The 21,118-nt window shown below is 60.3% G+C and carries 17 protein-coding genes, 4 tRNA genes and 1 pseudogene; 19 read left to right on the top strand and 3 right to left on the bottom strand.

Annotation, left to right across the window (positions count from 1 at the left end; all coding sequences use genetic code 11):
- The first annotated feature begins 184 nt into the window (after positions 1-184).
- From gltX to FQ182_RS30445, 10 genes are all read left to right on the top strand, one after another.
- Positions 185-1,666 (top strand): glutamate--tRNA ligase, encoded by a 1,482-nt coding sequence (gene gltX / locus FQ182_RS22385; RefSeq protein WP_149413718.1) that lies wholly within the window; start codon positions 185-187, stop codon positions 1,664-1,666.
- Between the two features lie 147 nt (positions 1,667-1,813).
- A tRNA-Ala gene (locus FQ182_RS22380) sits at positions 1,814-1,889 on the top strand.
- Positions 1,890-1,967: 78 nt separating this feature from the next.
- Positions 1,968-2,043 (top strand) — tRNA-Glu (locus FQ182_RS22375).
- A 49-nt stretch (positions 2,044-2,092) separates the two neighbouring features.
- Positions 2,093-2,168 (top strand) — tRNA-Ala (locus tag FQ182_RS22370).
- 78 nt (positions 2,169-2,246) lie between these two features.
- Positions 2,247-2,322 (top strand) — tRNA-Glu (locus tag FQ182_RS22365).
- A gap of 179 nt (positions 2,323-2,501) precedes the next feature.
- Positions 2,502-3,041 carry a TetR/AcrR family transcriptional regulator gene (locus FQ182_RS22360; RefSeq protein WP_149413717.1) on the top strand — a complete coding sequence of 180 codons (540 nt, stop codon included), beginning with the start codon at positions 2,502-2,504 and terminating at the stop codon, positions 3,039-3,041.
- A 28-nt stretch (positions 3,042-3,069) separates the two neighbouring features.
- Entirely contained in the window at positions 3,070-3,903 is an 834-nt protein-coding gene (locus FQ182_RS22355) for an alpha/beta fold hydrolase (protein ID WP_149413716.1), read from the top strand.
- Positions 3,904-3,953: 50 nt separating this feature from the next.
- Positions 3,954-4,385 carry a thioesterase family protein gene (locus FQ182_RS22350; protein ID WP_149413715.1) on the top strand — a complete coding sequence of 144 codons (432 nt, stop codon included), beginning with the start codon at positions 3,954-3,956 and terminating at the stop codon, positions 4,383-4,385.
- Between the two features lie 67 nt (positions 4,386-4,452).
- Positions 4,453-5,412 carry a tRNA-dihydrouridine synthase gene (locus FQ182_RS22345; RefSeq protein ID WP_149413714.1) on the top strand — a complete coding sequence of 320 codons (960 nt, stop codon included), beginning with the start codon at positions 4,453-4,455 and terminating at the stop codon, positions 5,410-5,412.
- 6 nt (positions 5,413-5,418) lie between these two features.
- Complete coding sequence (locus FQ182_RS30445; protein WP_256666313.1) at positions 5,419-5,547, top strand: hypothetical protein; 129 nt, start codon at positions 5,419-5,421, stop codon at positions 5,545-5,547.
- Between the two features lie 47 nt (positions 5,548-5,594).
- On the opposite strand, the gene FQ182_RS22340 is transcribed toward FQ182_RS30445, so the two are convergent.
- Together FQ182_RS22340 and FQ182_RS22335 are read right to left on the bottom strand one after the other, a co-directional pair.
- Complete coding sequence (locus FQ182_RS22340) at positions 5,595-8,873, bottom strand: PAS domain S-box protein (RefSeq protein ID WP_149413713.1); 3,279 nt, start codon at positions 8,871-8,873, stop codon at positions 5,595-5,597.
- Positions 8,874-8,936: 63 nt separating this feature from the next.
- Positions 8,937-9,827: a LysR family transcriptional regulator gene (locus FQ182_RS22335; protein WP_149413712.1), complete on the bottom strand. Its 891-nt coding sequence runs from the start codon at positions 9,825-9,827 to the stop codon at positions 8,937-8,939.
- A 143-nt stretch (positions 9,828-9,970) separates the two neighbouring features.
- On the opposite strand from FQ182_RS22335, the gene leuC reads away from it, so the two are divergent.
- Positions 9,971-11,389 (top strand): 3-isopropylmalate dehydratase large subunit, encoded by a 1,419-nt coding sequence (gene leuC, locus FQ182_RS22330; RefSeq protein ID WP_149413711.1) that lies wholly within the window; start codon positions 9,971-9,973, stop codon positions 11,387-11,389.
- Positions 11,390-11,399: 10 nt separating this feature from the next.
- Positions 11,400-12,044: a 3-isopropylmalate dehydratase small subunit gene (gene leuD / locus FQ182_RS22325; protein ID WP_149413710.1), complete on the top strand. Its 645-nt coding sequence runs from the start codon at positions 11,400-11,402 to the stop codon at positions 12,042-12,044.
- On the opposite strand, the pseudogene FQ182_RS30440 reads toward leuD, so the two are convergent.
- A pseudogene (locus FQ182_RS30440) lies at positions 12,043-12,135 on the bottom strand (outer membrane lipoprotein carrier protein LolA); the annotation flags it as partial. The gene leuD and the pseudogene FQ182_RS30440 sit on opposite strands and share 2 nt — an antisense overlap.
- Before the next feature lie 42 nt (positions 12,136-12,177).
- Between FQ182_RS30440 and FQ182_RS22315 the strand changes: the two are divergent.
- The 7 genes from FQ182_RS22315 to FQ182_RS22285 all read left to right on the top strand — a co-directional run bounded on the left by FQ182_RS22315 (position 12,178) and on the right by FQ182_RS22285 (position 20,900).
- A complete protein-coding gene (locus FQ182_RS22315) occupies positions 12,178-12,942 on the top strand; it encodes a class I SAM-dependent methyltransferase (protein ID WP_149413709.1) in 765 nt (254 codons plus the stop codon).
- A gap of 51 nt (positions 12,943-12,993) precedes the next feature.
- Positions 12,994-14,076: a 3-isopropylmalate dehydrogenase gene (gene leuB, locus FQ182_RS22310; RefSeq protein WP_149413708.1), complete on the top strand. Its 1,083-nt coding sequence runs from the start codon at positions 12,994-12,996 to the stop codon at positions 14,074-14,076.
- Positions 14,077-14,140: 64 nt separating this feature from the next.
- Positions 14,141-15,253 carry an aspartate-semialdehyde dehydrogenase gene (gene asd, locus FQ182_RS22305; RefSeq protein WP_133102956.1) on the top strand — a complete coding sequence of 371 codons (1,113 nt, stop codon included), beginning with the start codon at positions 14,141-14,143 and terminating at the stop codon, positions 15,251-15,253.
- A gap of 154 nt (positions 15,254-15,407) precedes the next feature.
- The gene (locus FQ182_RS22300; protein ID WP_149413707.1) at positions 15,408-16,418 is read left to right on the top strand and encodes an aspartate-semialdehyde dehydrogenase; all 1,011 of its coding nucleotides are present in this window, start codon (positions 15,408-15,410) and stop codon (positions 16,416-16,418) included.
- 201 nt (positions 16,419-16,619) lie between these two features.
- Entirely contained in the window at positions 16,620-19,211 is a 2,592-nt protein-coding gene (locus FQ182_RS22295) for a FimV/HubP family polar landmark protein (RefSeq protein ID WP_149413706.1), read from the top strand.
- Between the two features lie 168 nt (positions 19,212-19,379).
- Positions 19,380-20,204, top strand: a complete 825-nt coding sequence (truA, locus tag FQ182_RS22290; protein WP_149413764.1) for a tRNA pseudouridine(38-40) synthase TruA — start codon at positions 19,380-19,382, stop codon at positions 20,202-20,204.
- A 63-nt stretch (positions 20,205-20,267) separates the two neighbouring features.
- Complete coding sequence (locus FQ182_RS22285) at positions 20,268-20,900, top strand: phosphoribosylanthranilate isomerase (protein WP_149413705.1); 633 nt, start codon at positions 20,268-20,270, stop codon at positions 20,898-20,900.
- The last annotated feature ends 218 nt before the right edge of the window (positions 20,901-21,118 follow it).

The following is a 21,118-nucleotide window of genomic DNA, read 5'->3' as shown; positions in this document are numbered from 1 at the left end:
GGTAATGAAATATAGCCAGCTAACGATTTGGCAAATAGCCATGTCCGGTCAAAGCATTCCTGTAGACCGAAGCTTGGCTTATATGCCCTTTGTTGGCCGCCATACGCTGGAGCCCGAGTGCTTCGGGCTGTTACCATTCGCCCCTTGTTTCAATTTCAGTTTTATCGCCCATTCGAGACCCGCCATGACCACCGTCCGCACGCGCATCGCGCCATCGCCCACTGGGGATCCCCACGTCGGCACTGCCTACATCGCTTTGTTCAACTACTGCTTTGCCAAGCAGCATGGCGGTGAATTCATCCTGCGGATCGAAGACACCGATCAGATGCGCTCTACCCGCGAGTCGGAACAGCAGATTTTCGACGCCCTGCGCTGGCTCGGTATCACTTGGGCCGAAGGCCCGGATGTGGGCGGCCCTCACGGCCCATACCGTCAGAGTGAGCGCAGCGAAATTTACAAAAAGTACACCCAGCAACTGGTCGACCTGGGCCATGCCTTCCCGTGCTTCTGCACCAGCGAGGAGCTGGACCAGATGCGCGCCGAGCAACAGGCCCGTGGCGAGACTCCGCGCTACGACGGCCGGGCGCTGCTGCTCTCCAAGGAAGAAGTGGCCCAGCGCCTGGCCGCTGGCGAGCCTCACGTGATCCGCATGAAGGTGCCGAGCGAAGGCATTTGCGTGGTCCCGGACATGCTGCGTGGCGATGTCGAGATCCCGTGGGATCGCATGGACATGCAAGTGCTGATGAAGACCGACGGCCTGCCAACTTACTTCCTGGCCAACGTCGTCGATGACCACTTGATGGGCATCACTCACGTACTGCGGGGCGAAGAATGGCTGCCTTCGGCGCCGAAACTGATCCTGCTTTACGAATACTTCGGCTGGGAACAGCCGCAGCTGTGCTACATGCCGCTGTTGCGTAACCCGGACAAGAGCAAGCTGTCCAAGCGCAAGAACCCGACCTCGGTGACCTTCTATGAGCGCATGGGCTTTATGCCCGAAGCGATGCTCAACTATCTGGGTCGCATGGGCTGGTCGATGCCGGACGAGCGTGAGAAGTTCTCGTTGCAGGAAATGGTCGACAACTTCGACCTGTCGCGCGTCTCCCTGGGTGGGCCGATCTTCGACGTTGAGAAACTGTCCTGGCTCAATGGCCAGTGGCTGCGTGACCTGCCGGTGGAAGAGTTCGCCAGCCGCGTGCAGCAGTGGGCGTTGAACCCTGAGTACATGATGAAGATCGCGCCGCACGTGCAGGGCAGGGTGGAAACCTTCAGCCAGATCGCACCACTGGCCGGGTTCTTCTTTGCCGGAGGCGTGACGCCGGACGTGAAGTTGTTCGAATCGAAGAAGCTGTCGGGCGATCAGGTTCGCCAATTGATGCAGTTGATCCTGTGGAAGCTGGAAAGCCTGCGTCAGTGGGAGAAGGACCCGATCACCGCGACTATCCAGGCCGTGGTCGAGTCTCTGGAGCTGAAGCTGCGCGATGCCATGCCGCTGATGTTTGCCGCCATCACCGGGCAAGCCAGCTCGGTGTCGGTGCTTGATGCCATGGAAATCCTCGGCCCGGACCTGACCCGTTTCCGTCTGCGCCAAGCCCTTGATTTGCTTGGTGGTGTGTCGAAGAAAGAAAACAAGGAATGGGAAAAGCTGTTGGGCGCTATCGCTTAACCGGGCTGTTGTGTCGACCAAACCCCGGTTTTCCGGGGTTTGGTCGGTAAGTGATTGTTATGCCGACAAAAAACTTTGGAAATTGTTGAGAAAAAATTTGACAGCTTTCCAAAGCGCCATTAAGATTCGCCCCGTCCTCACCGATGAGGGGCTATAGCTCAGCTGGGAGAGCGCCTGCATGGCATGCAGGAGGTCAACGGTTCGATCCCGTTTAGCTCCACCAATTTACAGGTTCAAGGTCTGGCCACACCGTCCTTGAATCGATCAGGCTTAGCTTGATCATGTTGTATAGAAGGTTTGTGTCCCCTTCGTCTAGTGGCCTAGGACACCGCCCTTTCACGGCGGTAACAGGGGTTCGAGTCCCCTAGGGGACGCCAGTTTCAACAAGCAGCTCGCAAGGTCTGCTGCGCCGCGAGGCGAAAAATCGGGGCTATAGCTCAGCTGGGAGAGCGCCTGCATGGCATGCAGGAGGTCAACGGTTCGATCCCGTTTAGCTCCACCAATTTTACAGTTCAAGGTCTGGCCACACCGGCCTTGAATCGATCAGGCTTAGCCTGATCATGTTGTATAGAAGGTTTGTGTCCCCTTCGTCTAGTGGCCTAGGACACCGCCCTTTCACGGCGGTAACAGGGGTTCGAGTCCCCTAGGGGACGCCACGATTACCCGCTCTGCGGGATTTTTAAGGGTCATTCAATTATTGAATGGCCCTTTTGTTTGTCTGGCGTTTAGCCAATTCTCCCTCTTCCAAAATGTTCTTCTGACCAGCGGTCATACGGAAAGCTTGCGCAGAAGTATTATGCATATAATATTTCAATCGTAATATTCGGAGGCGACGATGAACGATAAAAAAGCGCAAACCCGTGAACGCATCCTGCAGGCCGCCAGTGCCGCGCTGATCCAGCGTGGCCCGGCCGAGCCGAGTGTCGGCGAAGTCATGGGCGCGGCGGGGCTCACGGTGGGCGGCTTCTACGCGCACTTCGAAAGCAAGGATGCCTTGATGCTAGAGGCTTTCCAGCAATTGCTGGCGCGGCGTCGAGCGTCTATTGATGAGATGGATACCGAACTGACGGGCGAAGAGCGTCGGGCTTTGGTGGCGGCGTTTTACCTGTCACGCAAGCACCGTGACTCTACAGCCCTGGCCTGCCCGATACCGGCAACGGTGGGGGAAATGAGCCGCCTGCCAGACGAATTTCGCGAAGTCTTGAATGAACACGTCGAGTTGATGGCCGCGCAATTGGCGGCCACCCCTGAAGACACCGACAAGGCCCTGGCCGACATGGCATTGATGATCGGTGGCCTGGCGTTGGCCCGTGCCTTGGGGCCGGGTGAGTTATCGGATCGGATATTGCGCGCGGCCAAGTCGGCAGTGCGCTGAAGGTGGCCGCTGGCCTGAGGAGTGAGCGATGGGCACGTTAAAGTGGATTCGTGGCATCAACGGCACCTTGGGCTGGCTGGCGCCGCAAACCGTGGCCAGCAGGATGCGCCTGGTTTTCATGACGCCTAGGGGGTTGCCGCCAAGGGACTGGGAGTTGCCGTTGCTTGCGCAGTCGGAGCGCATCACCTTGCGTTTCGGCCTGTCGGCATTGCGCTGGGGGCAGGGACCGACCGTATTGATGATGCACGGCTGGGAAGGGCGGCCGACTCAGTTTGCCAGTCTGATCAGCGTTCTAGTGGATGCCGGGTATTCGGTGGTAGCGCTGGACGGTCCGGCCCATGGCCGCTCGCCGGGGCGCGAGGCCAATGTGGTGTTGTTCGCCCGCGCCATGCTGGAGGCAGCCGCCGAGTTGCCGCCGTTGCGCGCGGTGATCGGTCATTCCATGGGCGGAGCCAGTGCGATGCTGGCCGTCCAGTTGGGCCTGCGTACCGAAGCGCTGGTGAGCATTGCGGCCCCGGCGCGGATTCTGGGTGTGCTGCGCGGTTATGCGCGCATGGTCGGCTTGCCGCCCAAGGCGCGTTCGGCATTTATCCGTGAGGTTGAGCAGGATGTGGGAATCCAGGCGGCGCGTCTGGATGTCGCCCACTATCAATTGGAGATGCCGGGACTGGTTGTCCACGCCGAAGACGACACGTTCGTGCCAGTGACGGAATCACAGTTGATTCACGACGCCTGGTTCGACAGCCGCCTGCTGCGCCTGGAGCAAGGCGGGCACCAGAAAGTGCTAGCCGACCCGCGGGTGGTGGAGGGTGTACTGGCGCTGCTGGCCGGTCGCCGCCTGCCAGAGCGGCAAACGGCCTGAACCATGGGTTACACTGCTCGCCGCCGACATTAATCGACCGGGAGCAAGGTATGGGCTGGGATTTGGCAACGCCGTTTATCATCGATCTGCAGATCGCTGCCGAGGACATCGACGGGTTGGGCCACGCCAATAACGCGGTGTACGTGTCCTGGCTGGAGCGCTGCGCCTGGCGCCATTCCCAGCGTCTGGGGCTGGACCTGACCGAGTATCGGCGGCTGGATCGTGCCATGGCGGTGGTCCGTCATGAGATCGACTACTTGGCCGCTGGCTATGAAGGCGACGAGCTGCAACTGGCGACCTGGATCGTCGACTGGGACCAGCGCCTGAAAATGACCCGGCGCTTCCAGCTGGTTCGCCCCAGTGATGGCACCACCTTGTTGCGGGCGCAAACCACCTTTGTCTGCATCGAGCTGTCCAGCGGCAAGCCCAAGCGCATGCCGACGGAATTTATCGAAGGTTACGGCCAGGCATTGCGTATCTGACGCAGGGGTTAACGGTTGCTGTGGGAAACCCAGTAAACTGCTCCACGTTTTTTGTTGAGTGTTTCCCATGCAAATTGCTTTGGCGCCCATGGAGGGGTTGGTCGACAACATCCTGCGTGACGTGCTGACCCAGGTCGGCGGTATCGATTGGTGTGTGACCGAGTTCATTCGGGTCAACGACCGCCTGCTGACGCCAGCCTATTTCCACAAGCTTGCTCCAGAATTGCTGCACGGCGCCAAAACCGCTGCGGGCGTGCCGCTGCGCGTGCAATTGCTCGGGTCTGATCCGGTGTGCCTGGCGGAAAATGCCGCCCTGGCTTGCGAGCTGGGCTCTGAAGTTATCGATCTGAATTTCGGTTGCCCGGCCAAGACCGTCAACAAATCCCGTGGCGGCGCAGTGTTGCTCAAGGAGCCGGAACTGCTCAACCAGATCGTCGAGCATGTGCGCCGTGCAGTACCGGCACATATTCCGGTCACCGCGAAGATGCGCCTGGGCTTCGACAGCCCGGATGGCGCGCTGGTCTGCGCCACCGCCCTGGCGGAAGGCGGCGCCGCGCACATCGTCGTTCATGCCCGCACCAAAGCGGATGGCTACAAACCGCCTGCTCATTGGGAGTGGATTCCCCGGGTGCAGGACGTGGTCAAGGTGCCGGTGTTCGCCAACGGCGATATCTGGAGCGTCGAAGACTGGCGTCGTTGCCGGGAAATCAGCGGTGTCGAGGACATCATGCTCGGTCGCGGCCTGGTGGCCCGTCCCGACCTGGCTCGGCAGATTGCTGCTGCTCGTGCGGGCGAGGATGTGGTGGAAATGACCTGGGCGCAAATGCAACCCATGCTCCACGAGTTCTGGACGCAATCCGTCGCGCAACTCACTGAGCGCCAGGCTCCGGGCCGTTTAAAGCAGTGGCTGGCGATGCTGACCCGTAACTATCCCGAGGCGGTGGAGCTATTTACGGCAATGCGCCGGGAAACCGATCTGGGGCAGGTTAGTCGTTTACTGGGGATGGTTCATCCAGAAGCAGCCTAAAGTTTTTTGAAGAAATATGACGGGCACTCGGTGGCGGTGATTGGCGGTCATGAAGATCGCTATGGGATCAAGGGCGCGGCACCGCCGTTGCACTGGCGGTTGGTCGCCGAATACCAAGGCATCAAGTTGGTTTGATTGGCGTCGGGCTCACCTTGCGCAAGGTGAGCCCTTTTCACGTTTGACTACATCAGCAATTGCTTGAACCCCTCCATCGGCAGTGGCCGACTGTGCAAATACCCCTGATACAAATGACAGCCCAAGCCCTGCAAAAATGCCAGTTGCTCAAGTGTCTCCACGCCCTCGGCAATCACCTCCAGGTTTAAGCTGCGGGCCATGGCCACGATGGCGCGAATGATTTCCGCGTCGTTGGGGTCGTGGGTGGCATCGCGTACGAAGGACTGGTCGATCTTCAGCGCGTCCACGGGTAGACGCTTGAGGTAGGTGAGCGATGAGTAGCCGGTACCAAAATCATCCATGGCAAAACTGACGCCGAGTTTCTTCAGGCGGCGCATCTTACTGATGGTGTCATCCAGGTTCTGGATCACGATGCCTTCGGTAATTTCCAGTTTCAGCAGAGTAAAGGGCAGCTTGTTCTGCTTCAGGCTGCGTTCGACCCGTTCGACAAAGTCATTCTGGCGAAACTGACGGGGGCTGATGTTCACGCACAGGCTGAAATTCAGCGGGTCCACCAGGCCTTCGGCAATCAGTTGGGCGAAGGCACCACAGGCCTCGTCGAGAATCCAGGTGCCCACCTCGAGAATCAACCCGCTGTCCTCCAGTACCTTGATAAATTCAGCAGGAGATTGCGCCCCCAGTTGCGGATGCTGCCAGCGCACCAGGGCCTCGGCACCCACGATGCGGTTGCCCCGGGCGTCTACTTGCGGCTGGTAATGCACGCTGAACTCACCACGAGACAGCGCCATCCGCAGGTCGGTTTCCATGCGCAGCCGCTCACTGGCGGTGCGTTGCATGCTGTTATGAAACATCTGGATGGTGTTGCGCCCGGAGTCCTTGGCCCTGTACAGCGCGATATCGGCACGCTTGAGCAGATCTGCCGGTGTCGAGCCATGATCGGGAATCAGCACTACCCCAATGCTGGGGGTGACCTGCAAGCGATGCCCATCGAGAAACATCGGTTCCGACAGTAGCTCACGCAGGGTATCGGCCAACTCCTGCACCTGTCTGCTGACTTGCCCCCGTGAACCCTCCAGGCCGCTAAGCAGCACCACAAACTCATCGCCTCCCAGGCGCGCCACCGTGTCTTCCATGCGTACGCTGGCTTCCAGGCGGGCGGTGACGATTTTCAGCACCGTATCGCCCACCGGGTGGCCGAGGGAGTCGTTGATGTGCTTGAAGTGATCCAGATCGAGAAACAGCAGCGCGCCTCGCAGGTTGTGGCGCTTGAGCAGGGCGATTTGCTGGCTCAGACGGTCCATCAATAATGCGCGATTGGGTAGGTTGGTCAGTGGGTCGTGATAGGCCAGGTGGCGGATCTGCGCCTGCGCGTTTTTCAACAGGCTGACGTCCCTGGCGGTCAGCAGCAGGCACGGGGTTTCATTGAGGGTGATTGGCTCCACCGACACCTCCACTGCCAGGATTTCCCCGCGTTTGTTGTGCCAGAGCATTTCCAGACGATGGATGCGCCCCTTGATCTGAAGTTCAGCCAGCAGCGCGGCCCGCTGGTTCTCGTCGGCCCAGATGCCGATCTGGTAAAGCGTTAGGCCTATGGCTTCGTCAGCCCGGTAGCCGGTCAAGCGACAGAATCCGTCATTCACCTCCAGATAACGGCCGGTGTCGCGTTCGGTGATGGACACCGCATCGGGGCTGGAATGAAACGCCTTGGCGAACTTCTCCTCGCTCGCCTTGAGCGCGGCTTCCGAGCGTTGCTGCTGGGTGATGTCCCGCAGGGTGGTAACGACGCAAGGCTGGTTTCCGACTTTGATCAGGCGACTGGACATCACGCAGGTCAGGCGCTGGCCGTTTTTGTGATGGGCGATGATCGCCACGTTGCTCAGGGCTTGTTCGCGGATCACTTGTTCAATGCGTTGCAGGCGGCTGGTGGATTCGTCCCACAGGCCGATTTGCTCGGCGCTGTTGTTGATCACCTCGGCTGCGGTCCAGCCGAAGGTCTGGGTAAAGCTGGGGTTGATCTCGATGAACTGGCCGCTTTCCAGGCCCGTGACACAAATCGGGTCGGGGCTGGCGAGGAACAGGCTGGCGAATTTTTCTTCGGAGGCGCTAAGGCGCTGTTCGCGCTCCACCTGGTCAGTGATGTCGAGCAAGGTCCCGGCCATGCGTAACGGCTGGCCTTGGTCGTCGCGGTAGAGGCGGGCGCGGCTTTCCAGGTAGCGCGAGCTGCCGTCCTCCAACTGTACGCGGTAGGTCAGTTGGTAATTGCCCGCCGGGCCTTCGCGAAGCGTGCGATAGGCATGGCGCATGTTTTCCCGCTCCTCATCGGGCATGCCTTCAAAAAAGGCGTCGAAAGATTCGTGAAATGGCTGGGATTCCAGGCCGTGCAACTGTGCGGCGCGGGCCGAGCCATAGAGCATGCCGCTGGGGATGTGCCAGTCCCAGGTGCCCAGTTGTGCTGAATCCAGGGCCAGGTCCAGGCGTTCCTGGCTGTCCTTGAGGGCTTGCTCGGCGTTTTTGCGTTCGGTGGTGTCGAGGAAGGTGCTGAGCAGGTAGGCCTGGCCCTCCAATTCGACTTTCTGGGCGCTGAGGGTGCCGTCATGCATCTGGCCGTTGCTGGAGCGAAACTGCACCTCCATGGTGATGGGCTCGCCCTTGCGTTGTGTGGCCTTGACCAACAGGGCGCGCTGCTCGGGGTGTACCCACAAGCCCAGGTCCAGCGTGGTGCGGCCAATGACGTCGGTCACCGGCCAGCCGAACAAACTTTCGAAATACTGGTTGGCCTCGCTGATCAGGCCATCTTCCTGGCGGGTCAGCAGAACCATATTGGGGCACAGGTGGAACAGCGTGGCGAAGCGTTTTTCCGAATGGCTGAGGGCATGTTCCCGCTCGCGCTGGTGGGTGATCTCGCGAATTACGCCGATCATTCGCCGCCTGCCTGTCTTGTCCGGTAGCAGGCTGCCATTGATTTCCAGCCAGTGCAGGCTGCCATCGGGCCATTGAATGCGGTGGTGCATGGCGTTCGCGAAGGGTTCGCCGGCTAGCACGGCATGAAAGGCGCGGACTACCCGTTCGCGGTCCTCGACGGCCAGCAGGTCGAGATAATCCAGGTCCTTGGGCAGCGGCTGGCGGGGATCAAAACCAAATAACGCCTGGGTGCCCCGCGACCAACTGATCCGCCCGCTGTCTATTTCCCAACTCCAGGCGCCCAGCCGAGCGGCATTGAGTGCTGCCAGCAGTTGCGGGGCGCTGTCCCAGCTTTGCTCCGCCTCCTGGGGGTCCAGGGCGTAGATGCGTGGCAGCGGTGGCACGGGGTTGACGGGATTGCGCATTATCAAAGGGCCTTGGCTCGATGGGCGTTCGGCGCGGGTTCAGGGTCTACGGGCCGCACGGCTTCAGGCCAGCATCCCTGCCGGATCGACCTGTGCATCCAATAGGCTCATGAAAGCCCGTGCAGCGTTCGACAGTGTCCTTTCGGTGTGCACGATATAGCCTAGCTGGCGACTGAGTTGTATGCCCGGCAAAGCAATACTTGTCACCTGTTCATCAAGCATGGTGCGCGGCAACACGCTCCAGGCCAGGCCGATGGAGACCATCATCTTGATGGTTTCCAGGTAGTTGGTACTCATGGCGATGTTCGGCGTCAGGCCCTGGGCCTCGAACAGCCGTTGCACGATATGGTGGGTAAAGGTGTTGCCGCCGGGAAATACCGCCGGGTGCCGGGCGATGTCGGCCAGGTTGACCGTGCCGTTATTGACCAGACTGTGTTCTGGCGCCACCACGAAATCCAGCGGGTCATCCCACACTGGTGTCGCTCGTACCAGTGTATGCGGCTCCGGCGCCAGGGTAATCACCGCTACTTCGGCGCGGCCATGGAGGATTTCTTCGTAGGCCACTTCCGAATCGAGAAACTGAATATCCAGGGCTACCTCCGGGTATTGTCGGGTAAACGCACGCAATACCGGCGGCAGGCGGTGCAGGCCGATGTGATGGCTGGTGGCCAGGGTTAGCCGTCCGGTGACCTTGCCGGTCAGGTTGGTCAGGGCGCGGCGGGTGTCATCCAGTACGTTGAGAATCTGATACGCCCTGGGCAAAAGCTCCCGGCCGGCCTCGGTCAAGCCCACTTCACGGCCCAAGCGGTCGAACAAGCGCACCTTCAATTGCTGCTCTAAACCGGCGATGCGCTTGCTGATGGCCGGTTGGGTCAGGTGCAGCCGTTCACCGGCACCGGAGAAACTGCCGGTCTCGGCGATGGCTATAAAAGCATTGAGGTTGGCCAGGTCCATGGTGGTATTCCAGTTGGTTATCCAAAGCATGAAAAATATGAATTTGAGTTATTTAATGTAACCCCATAGGATCGACCTCACAAGCCAAGGGGTTATTGAACAAAACCCACGGCATAGAAAGAAAAGCTGATGAGGACCGACTGATGGCCGGCAAAACGCTTTACGACAAGCTTTGGGATTCCCATGAAGTGAAACGGCGTGATGATGGGTCGTCGCTGATCTATATCGACCGTCACATCATCCATGAAGTGACCTCGCCCCAAGCGTTCGAAGGCCTGCGACTGGCCGGGCGCAAGCCTTGGCGCGTCGACTCGATCATCGCCACGCCAGACCACAACGTGCCGACCACCCCTGAACGCAAGGGCGGTATCGACGCCATTGCCGACACGGTCTCGCGCTTGCAAGTCCAGACCCTCGACGACTATTGCGACGAGTACGGCATCACCGAATTCAAAATGAATGACGTGCGCCAGGGCATCGTTCACGTCATCGGCCCTGAGCAGGGCGCCACCTTGCCAGGCATGACCGTGGTCTGCGGCGACTCCCACACCTCGACCCACGGTGCGTTCGGCGCCTTGGCTCATGGCATCGGCACGTCCGAGGTGGAGCATGTGTTCGCCACCCAGTGCCTGGTTGCCAAAAAAATGAAGAACATGCAGGTAGTCGTCGAAGGTGAGTTGCCCTTCGGCGTGACCGCCAAGGACATCGTCCTCGCCATCATCGGCAAGATCGGCACCGCCGGCGGTAACGGCCATGCCATCGAATTTGCTGGCAGCGCCATTCGCGACCTGTCCGTCGAAGGTCGCATGACCATCTGCAACATGTCCATCGAAGCTGGCGCCCGTGTGGGCCTGGTGGCAGCAGACGAAAAGACCGTTGCCTACGTCAAGGGACGCCCGTTCGCACCGAAAGCTGACGAGTGGGATGCGGCGGTCGAAGCCTGGAAAGATTTGGTGTCTGACGAGGACGCGGTGTTCGACACCGTGGTCACGCTCGATGCCACGCAGATCAAACCGCAAGTCAGCTGGGGCACCTCCCCGGAAATGGTCCTGGCCGTTGATCAAAACGTCCCGGACCCGGCCAAGGAAACCGATCTGGTCAAGCGCGGCTCCATCGAACGTGCCTTGAAGTACATGGGCTTGAAAGCCAATCAGGCGATTACCGATATTCAGTTGGATCGCGTATTCATCGGCTCTTGCACCAACTCGCGGATCGAAGACTTGCGCGCGGCGGCCGTGATCGCCAAGGGCCGCAAAGTCGCTTCGACCATCAAGCAGGCGATCGTGGTCCCGGGTTCGGGCCTGGTTAAGGCGCAAGCCGAGGCAGAAGGCCTGGACAAGATCTTCCTCGAAGCCGGTTTTGAATGGCGTGAGCCGGGCTGTTCCATGTGCCTGGCGATGAACCCGGACCGTTTGGAGTCGGGCGAGCATTGCGCGTCTACCTCCAACCGTAACTTCGAAGGGCGTCAGGGCACCGGTGGTCGTACCCACCTGGTGAGCCCGGCCATGGCCGCAGCCGCTGCCGTCAACGGTCGTTTCATCGACGTTCGCGAATTGATCTGAGGAATACCCGATGAGAGCTTTTACCCAACACACAGGTTTAGTCGCGCCGTTGGACCGTGCCAACGTCGACACCGATCAGATCATTCCCAAGCAGTTCTTGAAATCGATCAAGCGCACTGGCTTCGGCCCTAACCTGTTCGATGAGTGGCGCTACCTGGACGTGGGCTACGCCTACCAGGACAACTCCAAGCGCCCGTTGAACAAGGACTTTGTGCTCAACGCCGAGCGCTATCAGGGCGCCAGCGTGCTGCTGGCCCGGGAAAACTTCGGCTGCGGCTCCAGCCGTGAGCACGCGCCGTGGGCCCTGGAAGAATATGGTTTTCGCAGCATCATCGCGCCGAGCTATGCCGATATCTTCTTCAACAACAGCTTCAAGAACGGCTTGCTGCCGATCATCTTGAGCGATGCTGAAGTCGATGAGCTGTTCCAGCAGGTGGAGGCCAACCCTGGCTATGAACTGAAGATCGATCTCGCGGCGCAAACCGTGACCCGTCCGGATGGCAAGGTGCTGAGCTTTGAGCTCGACGCCTTCCGCAAGCATTGCCTGATCAATGGCCTGGACGATATCGGCTTGACCTTGCAGGACGGCGAGGCGATTGCTGCGTTTGAAGCCAAGCACCGGGCGAGCCAGCCGTGGTTGTTTCGCGACGCGTAAAAACTGTAGGAGCGAGCTTGCTCGCGAAAAACCTGAGAGCGCCATTGGGTGTCAGGTTCCCAGCGTTATCGTTGGCGACCTTCGTGAGCAAGCTTGCTCCTGCAAAAAGAAGCACTCCAATAAGGAAATGACGATGACCAGCACCGTCCACACCCAAGTCGTACAAAAACAATTCGGTGAACAGGCTTCGGCCTACCTGAGCAGTGCTGTTCACGCTCAAGGCACCGAATTCGCACTGCTACAGGCCGAGCTGGCCGGGCAGGGCGCTGCACGACTGCTGGACTTGGGTTGCGGTGCGGGTCATGTCAGCTTCCATGTTGCGCCGCTGGTTAAAGAAGTGGTGGCCTACGACCTGTCGCAACAAATGCTCGACGTGGTTGCTGCCGCTGCTGTGGACCGTGGGCTGAGCAACATCAGCACCGTGCAGGGCGCCGCCGAATGCTTGCCGTTCGCCGATGGCGAATTCGATTTCGTGTTCAGCCGTTACTCGGCTCACCACTGGAGCGACCTGGGCCTGGCCCTGCGGGAGGTGCGCCGGGTGCTCAAACCGGGCGGTGTAGCGGCTTTCGTCGACGTCTTGTCACCGGGCAGCCCGCTGTTGGACACTTACCTGCAAACCGTCGAAGTGCTGCGCGACACCAGTCATGTGCGCGATTACTCCGCCGGTGAGTGGATGCGCCAGATCAGCGAAGCCGGTTTGCACGTGCGCAACAGCAGCCGCCAGCGTCTGCGCCTGGAATACAGCTCCTGGGTTGAACGCATGCGCACGCCGCCAGTCTTGCGCGCCGCCATCCTGCAGTTGCAGCAGGCGATGGGCCAGGAAGTCCGCGATTATTTTGAAATTGAAGCCGACGGCTCCTTCAGCACCGACGTGCTGGTAGTGTGGGCCGAACGCTAGAATTGTTCCCGACCTGCCTGTGGGTGGGTCGCCCGATGAAATGAGGAAAGCATGAGCAAGCAGATTCTGATTCTCCCAGGCGACGGCATTGGTCCGGAAATCATGGCCGAAGCGGTCAAGGTGCTGGAACTGGCTAACGAGAAATACAGCCTGGACTTCGAATTTAGCCACGACGTCATCGGCGGCGCCGCCATCGACAAGCACGGCGTGCCCCTGGCTGACGAAACCCTGGACCGTGCTCGTGCAGCCGACGCCGTGCTGCTGGGCGCCGTGGGTGGCCCGAAATGGGACAAGATCGACCGTGACATCCGCCCTGAGCGCGGCCTGCTGAAAATTCGTGCGCAGTTGGGCCTGTTCGGCAACCTGCGCCCGGCGATCCTGTACCCGCAACTGGCCGACGCCTCCAGCTTGAAGCCGGAAATCGTTGCCGGCCTGGACATCTTGATCGTTCGTGAGCTGACCGGCGGTATCTACTTTGGCTCGCCCCGTGGCGTGCGCGAACTGGAAAACGGCGAGCGTCAGGCCTACGACACCCTGCCGTACAGCGAAAGCGAAATCCGCCGTATCGCCCGTGTCGGTTTTGACATGGCGCGGGTGCGCGGCAAGAAGCTGTGCTCGGTGGACAAGGCCAATGTGCTGGCTTCCAGCCAACTATGGCGTGAAATCGTCGAGCAAGTGGCCCTGGACTACCCGGACGTCGAGCTGAGCCACATGTACGTCGACAACGCCGCCATGCAGCTGGTGCGTGCACCCAAGCAGTTTGACGTGATCGTCACCGACAATCTGTTCGGCGATATCCTGTCCGACCAGGCGTCGATGCTCACCGGCTCCATCGGCATGCTGCCGTCGGCGTCCCTGGACACCAACAACAAGGGCATGTACGAGCCTTGCCACGGTTCGGCGCCGGACATCGCTGGCCTTGGCATTGCCAACCCCTTGGCGACCATTTTGTCGGTGTCGATGATGTTGCGTTATAGCTTCAGCCTGGGCGACGCGGCAGACGCCATCGAGAAGGCGGTAAGCCTGGTGCTGGATCAAGGCCTGCGCACTGGCGACATATGGTCGCAGGGTTGCACCAAGGTCGGAACGCAGGAAATGGGCGACGCAGTAGTCGCCGCGCTGCGGAATCTGTAATCTCTCGGGCCCGCTTGCAGTTGTTGCTGCAGGGCGGCCCACTTTTGAACAAGGTGTAGTTGCGATGAAACGTGTAGGTCTGATCGGTTGGCGCGGTATGGTCGGTTCCGTGCTCATGCAGCGGATGCTGGAAGAGCAGGATTTCGATCTTATTGAGCCGGTGTTTTTCACCACTTCCAACGTTGGTGGCCAAGGGCCGTCTGTGGGCAAGGACATTGCTCCGCTCAAGGACGCCTACAACATTGAAGAGCTGAAAACCCTCGACGTGATCCTGACCTGCCAGGGTGGCGACTACACCAGCGAAGTATTCCCCAAGCTGCGCGAAGCCGGCTGGCAGGGTTACTGGATCGACGCTGCCTCCAGCCTGCGCATGCAGGATGACGCGGTCATCGTCCTCGACCCGGTGAACCGCAGGGTCATCGACCAGCAGCTCGACGCCGGGACCAAGAACTACATCGGCGGCAACTGCACCGTCAGCCTGATGCTGATGGGCCTGGGCGGCTTGTTCGAAGCCGGCCTGGTGGAGTGGATGAGCGCCATGACCTATCAGGCGGCCTCCGGTGCCGGCGCGCAGAACATGCGTGAACTGATCAAGCAAATGGGCGCCACCCACGCCGCTGTCGCCGATCAACTGGCCGACCCGGCTAGCGCCATTCTCGACATCGACCGCCGTGTCGCCGAAGCCATGCGCAGTGATGCCTACCCAACCGAGAACTTCGGTGTGCCGCTGGCTGGCAGCCTGATCCCGTGGATCGACAAGGAACTGCCTAACGGCCAGAGCCGCGAAGAGTGGAAGGCCCAGGCCGAGACCAACAAGATCCTCGGTCGCTTCAAGAGCCCGATTCCGGTGGATGGTATCTGCGTGCGCATCGGCGCCATGCGTTGCCACAGCCAGGCGCTGACCATCAAGCTCAACAAAGACGTGCCGATCGCCGATATCGAAGGGCTGATCAGCCAGCACAACCCCTGGGTCAAGCTGGTGCCGAACCAGCGTGAAATCAGCATGCAGGAGCTGAGTCCGACCAAGGTCACCGGCACCCTGAATGTGCCTATCGGCCGTCTGCGCAAGCTGAACATGGGTACCCAGTACCTGGGCGCGTTCACTGTAGGCGACCAATTGCTGTGGGGCGCGGCCGAGCCGTTGCGTCGCATGCTGCGGATCTTGCTGGAGCGTTGATCGCGTAAGGCAATAATGAAGAAACCCGCGCTCTGGTAACAGGCGCGGGTTTTTTATTGTTGTTTCGGGCCTCACCACACAACCCAGGCCAATTGCCTCGCTCCCACCCAGCCGGTAAAGTGCCGCTCCCCCCGTAATGCCCGAGGCAGCCTCCATGACCCAGACCTTTGATATCGCCGTGATCGGAGCCACAGGCACGGTTGGCGAAACGCTGGTGCAGATTCTCGAAGAGCAGGATTTTCCGGTGGGGGCCCTGCACCTGTTGGCCAGCAGTGAATCGGCTGGGCATTCGGTGCCGTTTCGCGGCAAGAACGTGCGGGTTCGGGAAGTGGATGAGTTTGATTTCAGCAAGGTCAAGTTGGTGTTCTTCGCCGCAGGCCCAGCCGTTACCTTGAGCTTCGCCCCACGGGCCACGGCGGCGGGTTGTGCGGTAATCGACTTGTCTGGCGCCTTGCCTGCCGATCAGGCGCCTCAAGTGGTGCCAGAAGCCAATGCTCATGTGTTGGACTCGCTGAAAAAGCCTGTGCAACTGGGCAGCCCAAGCGCATCTGCCACCGCCCTGGCCGTCGTACTGGCGCCGCTGCGCGGTTTGCTGGACATCCAGCGCATCAGCGTCACCGCCAACCTGGCGGTTTCCTCCCAGGGCCGTGAGGCCGTCAGCGAACTGGCCCGGCAAACCGCCGAGCTGCTGAACGTGCGCCCTCTGGAGCCAAAATTCTTCGACCGGCAGATTGCCTTCAACCTACTGGCCCAAGTTGGCACCCCTGATGCACAAGGCCATACCTCCCTGGAGAAGCGCCTGGTGCACGAGTTGCGCGCTGTTCTGGAAATGCCCTTACTAAAGATTTCCGTAACCTGTGTTCAAGCCCCGGTATTTTTTGGCGATAGCCTGAGTGTGTCGCTGCAATTGGGCGCAGCGGTTGACCTTGGCGCCATCAACCTTGCATTGGATGCAGCACCCGGCGTCGAGTTGGTGGAGGCGGGCGATTACCCTACCGCCGTTGGGGATGCGGTCGGCCAGGATGTCGTCTATGTAGGCCGGGTGCGCGCGGGTGTAGATGATCCTGCGGAACTAAATCTCTGGCTGGCGTCAGATAACGTACGCAAAGGCGCCGCACTCAACGCCGTGCAATTGGCGCAGTTGTTGATAAAAGACCTTGTGTAAAAGATACTTGGCAGCAATTTGTAGATTGATTCTAACTAGGCGCTATGCTTGGCCTGATTGCAGGAAGTGAGCCGCTGTCGAAGGCTGCAGGCCCATGCAGGAAAAATTGCGCGTCGGTGCCCCATCGACTCGCCATGCCTTGTGGCAGCGGTACCAAACCTTCTCGCCATGCGAGGAGTGTTCAAACATAAGGATGAGGCTATGGTTCAAGTTCGCAAACTGGTGTTAGCAATAGCGGCCGCCTCGGCGCTGTCCTCCGGTATGGCGCATGCGCTGCAACTTGGGGAGATGACACTCAAGTCGCAGCTGAACCAGCCGCTGTCAGTAGAAATTGAACTGCTTGATGTGGGGGGTCTGGCAGCCTCTGATATCGTTCCTAGCCTGGCATCCTCCCAGGCCTTTGTTGACGCGGGCGTCGACCGTCAGGCCTTTCTTGACGACCTGACCTTCACACCGGTGCTCAACCCCGCCGGTCGCAGCGTGGTACGCATCACCTCCAGCAAGCCGCTGCCTGATTCCTATGTGCGCTTCCTGTTGCAAGTGCAGTGGCCCAACGGCCGGCTGATGCGCGATTACAGCGTGTTGCTGGACCCGGCCAAGTTCGATCAGTCGACCCCGGCGGCCAATGTACCTGCGCCACGGCTCGATGCGCCTGCTATCCCGGCGGCGACCATCAGTAAACCCTCCGAACACACCACCACTTCCCGGGATACGCTCTGGGAAATCGCTGCCAAGGCCCGCAATGGTGGGTCCGTCCAGCAAACCATGCTGGCCATCCAGGCACTGAACCCCGACGCCTTTGTCGACGGCAATATCAACCGCATGAAGACCGGCAAGGTCCTGCGCCTGCCTGACCCGGTGCAAAGCACCAGCTTGCCGCAGCCTCAGGCGATAGCTGAAGTGACCGTGCAGAATGCTGCCTGGCGCCAGGGCCGGCGTGGTGCGAACAGCCAGGTCGCAGGGCGGCAACAGTTGGACGCTACCCGGCGCACCCAGGTTGGCAATGCGCCTTCGCAGACCTCAGCCAAGGACAACTTGAGCCTGGTTTCGGCCGAAGCCGCCAAGGCTGGCTCGAAAGGCGCAGCGGGTGACAGCAAGGCCTTGAACAATAAGCTGGCGGTGACCCAGGAGAGCCTGGATTCGTCCCGTCGCGAAAACGAAGAACTGAAAAGCCGCATGACTGACCTGCAAAGTCAGTTGGACAAACTGCAGCGGTTGATCGAACTCAAGAACAATCAACTGGCGAAGTTGCAGGCCGAAGGTGGTGCGGCGGTGCCGCCTGCCGCGATGCCGGCCGAACTGGCCGCGACGCCCGCAGCACCGGAAAACCCTGCGACTGCTCCTGTGGCTGCTCCCGCAGCAGCGCCTGCCGAGGCGCCAATCAAGCCCGAAACTCCAGCCACTCCCGAAGGCAAGTTCAATGACCTGCTGACCAACCCGATCGTCCTGGGTGTGATCGGTGGTGCGGCAGGTTTGCTGGTGTTGTTGCTCCTGCTGCTGTGGGCCCGTCATCGCAATGCGCGACTGGAAGAAGAAAAACACCTGCGCATGGCGCGGGCACTGGCAGAGGAGCCGGAGTTTTCGTCGAATATTGATCAAGATCTGCCGTCCGACAGCTTCGAAGGTCTTGAGGTCCCGCCGGCGAACGTCAAGCTCGCACCAGCACCAGCACCAGCACCAGCACCAGCACCAGCACCAGCACCAGCACCAGCACCAGCACCGAAGCCCGCGCCCGTCATTGTTCCGGTGATAGCGCCTGTGATAGCGCCAGTGGCTGCTGAGCGTGTGAGCGACGCCTTGGCGCGTGCCGAGTCCCACTTGGATCGTGGTCATCTGAACCAGGCTGGTGAAGTGCTGGAGGACGCCATCAAGCAGGAGCCTGCGCGTAGCGATCTGCGCCTCAAGCTGATGGAAGTCTTCGGCCAGCAGGGCGACAAGGATGGGTTTGTGACCCAGGAGCGGCAGTTGGTCGCCAATGGCGAAAACCACGCTCAGGTCGAACAGTTGAAAAGCCGCTTCCCGGCAATGGCTGTACTGGCTGTCGGCGTCAGTGCCGCCGTCGCGGCCGCCGCGATGGATGCCCAGTACGTCAAGGACCTGCTCAAGGACGAACCTGCGCCGCCCGCCGTTACTGAAACGGATGCGTTCGACACGGATTTCGACCTGAGCCTGGACGATCTTGAAGCCGCCTCTCCGGCCGTTGTTACCCCCCAAGTTGATGACCTGAGTTTTGAATCAGTCTTGCAGCAACAGACTGAAGCCAAGGCCGGTCAGGATGATCTGTCGGATTTCGACCTGGATTTGCAGCTTGATCCTCCGTCCTCGACTCAGGACGATGACGACTTCCTGTCAGGCCTTGAAGATCAAATGAAGGATCTGCCTGCCGTTGAACCGCCGACCCTGACGCCGGCCGCGTTGGACGACCTGGACCTGCCGGAAGACTTCGACCTGTCCCTGGCCGATGAACCGGATGCTCCCGCGGGCGCCAAGCCGGACGAGTTTTCCTCGGAGCTGGACGACGTCAACGCCGAGTTGGATCGTCTGTCCCAGAGCCTTGAGCATCCGCCGATCGAGCCGACGTTCACGGCCGAAGATGCGGCGTTGGACGGTGATGAGCCGGAATTTGACTTCCTTTCCGGCACTGACGAAGTCGCCACCAAGCTGGACCTGGCCCAGGCTTACATCGACATGGGCGACGCCGATGGCGCGAGGGACATTCTTGGAGAGGTACTCAGCGAAGGGAGTGACGGCCAGAAGAGTGAAGCCAAGGAAATGCTCAGCCGGCTGGCTTGATCGGTGAGTTGAACAAAGCGGCAGCCTTCGGGCTGCCGTTTTGATTTCGGCCTCCAACTAAAAACACGAGATACATGGCGCCCGGCCCTCGCAGCCTTATAATGGCCGCCTTTGCGCAACTCATCAGGCTCTCAGTTCTTGGCAAATATAGATAACGCGGCCGCCGAAATGGCGGCCCCAGACTTTTTCAGGATCGCCTTGGGCGTGGAATACAAAGGCTCGCGCTATTGCGGCTGGCAGCGCCAGGCTTCTGGGGTGAAGACCGTGCAGGAGACCCTTGAAAAGGCGCTGTCAAAAGTCGCCGACTCACCGGTTTCGCTGATGTGCGCCGGGCGGACCGACTCTGGTGTGCATGCCTGCGGGCAGGTGGTGCATTTCGACACCCAGGCCGAGCGTTCGATGAAGGCCTGGGTCATGGGCGCCAATATCAATTTGCCCCATGACATCAGTGTCAGTTGGGCCAAGGTGATGCCAGCCGATTTTCACGCGCGGTTCAAGGCCATCGCCCGCCGTTACCGCTATGTGATCTACAACGACCAGATTCGCCCGGCGCACCTGAACGAAGAAGTCACCTGGAACCATCGACCTCTGGATGCAGAGCGCATGGCGCAAGCGGCCCAGCATCTGGTTGGCGTCCATGATTTCAGCGCGTTTCGTGCCGGCCAGTGCCAGGCCAAGTCGCCGATCAAGCAAGTCCATCACCTGCGGGTAACCCGCCACGGCAAGATGATCGTCCTGGATATCCGCGCTGGAGCTTTCCTGCATCACATGGTGCGCAATATCGCCGGGGTGTTGATGACCATTGGTACCGGCGAGCGCCCGGTGGAATGGGCCAGGGAAGTATTGGAAGGCCGGGTTCGCCGCACGGGTGGGGTGACGGCTCATCCGTTCGGCCTGTACCTGGTGGATGTCGAGTACCGGAGCGAGTTTGAGCTGCCGCAACGTTTCATCGGGCCACACTTCCTCACTGGTTTCACTGAACTTGACGGCTGACGCCCGGAAAAGCATTTGTTACCATCCGGAACTTTCTCGGATAAACCCTGAGGTTCCAACGACATGTCAGCCGTTCGCAGCAAGATTTGCGGGATTACTCGCATAGAGGACGCATTGGCGGCAGTCGAGGCGGGGGCCGATGCCATAGGTTTTGTGTTTTATGCCAAAAGCCCACGGGCGGTGAGTGCGCAGCAGGCGCGGGCGATCATCGCCGCATTGCCGCCGTTTGTGACCACCGTGGGGTTGTTCGTCAATGCCAGCCGCTGCGAGCTCAATGAAACCCTCGATGCCGTGCCGCTGGACCTGTTGCAGTTCCACGGCGACGAGACCCCGGCCGACTGCGATGGGTATCACCGCCCTTACATCAAGGCGCTGCGGGTCAAGGCAGGCGACGATATTGCGGCCAGTTGCGCAGCATTTACCGGGGCCAGCGGGATTCTCCTCGATACGTATGTCGAAGGTGTCCCGGGTGGCACAGGTGAGGCGTTTGATTGGTCATTGATACCTGAGGGTTTAAGCAAGCCGATCATCCTCGCCGGCGGCCTGTGCGCAGGCAATGTCGCCCAGGCTATTGCTCAGGTCCGGCCTTACGCCGTCGACGTCAGCGGTGGGGTAGAGCAGGGCAAGGGCATCAAGGATCACGCCAAGATTCGCGCATTTATGCAGGCAGTACGCAGCAGCAGTGGCTCGATGTGACGGCTGGCAGTCTGCCGCCGTCAGTAACTACCACTGTGTAAAACAGGCCGGCGCTGCCTTTTGGGCGGCGCCCAATGAAGTGGCAACCACGCGCTGGCGGGTTGTCTGGAAGGCTGAGGGTACAGGCAGGAAGTGGCTGGTCGAACGCTTGACCCCGTCCTGGATGTGTCATCGCCACATAATGAATTTAGCTCAAGGGCATACGCGGGGCTGTGTTC

This window comes from Pseudomonas sp. ANT_H4 (assembly GCF_008369295.1).
Classification (GTDB): Bacteria; Pseudomonadota; Gammaproteobacteria; order Pseudomonadales; family Pseudomonadaceae; genus Aquipseudomonas.
The sequence above is the reverse complement of the archived record's forward strand: the minus strand, read 5'-3'. Positions and strand labels throughout refer to the sequence as shown.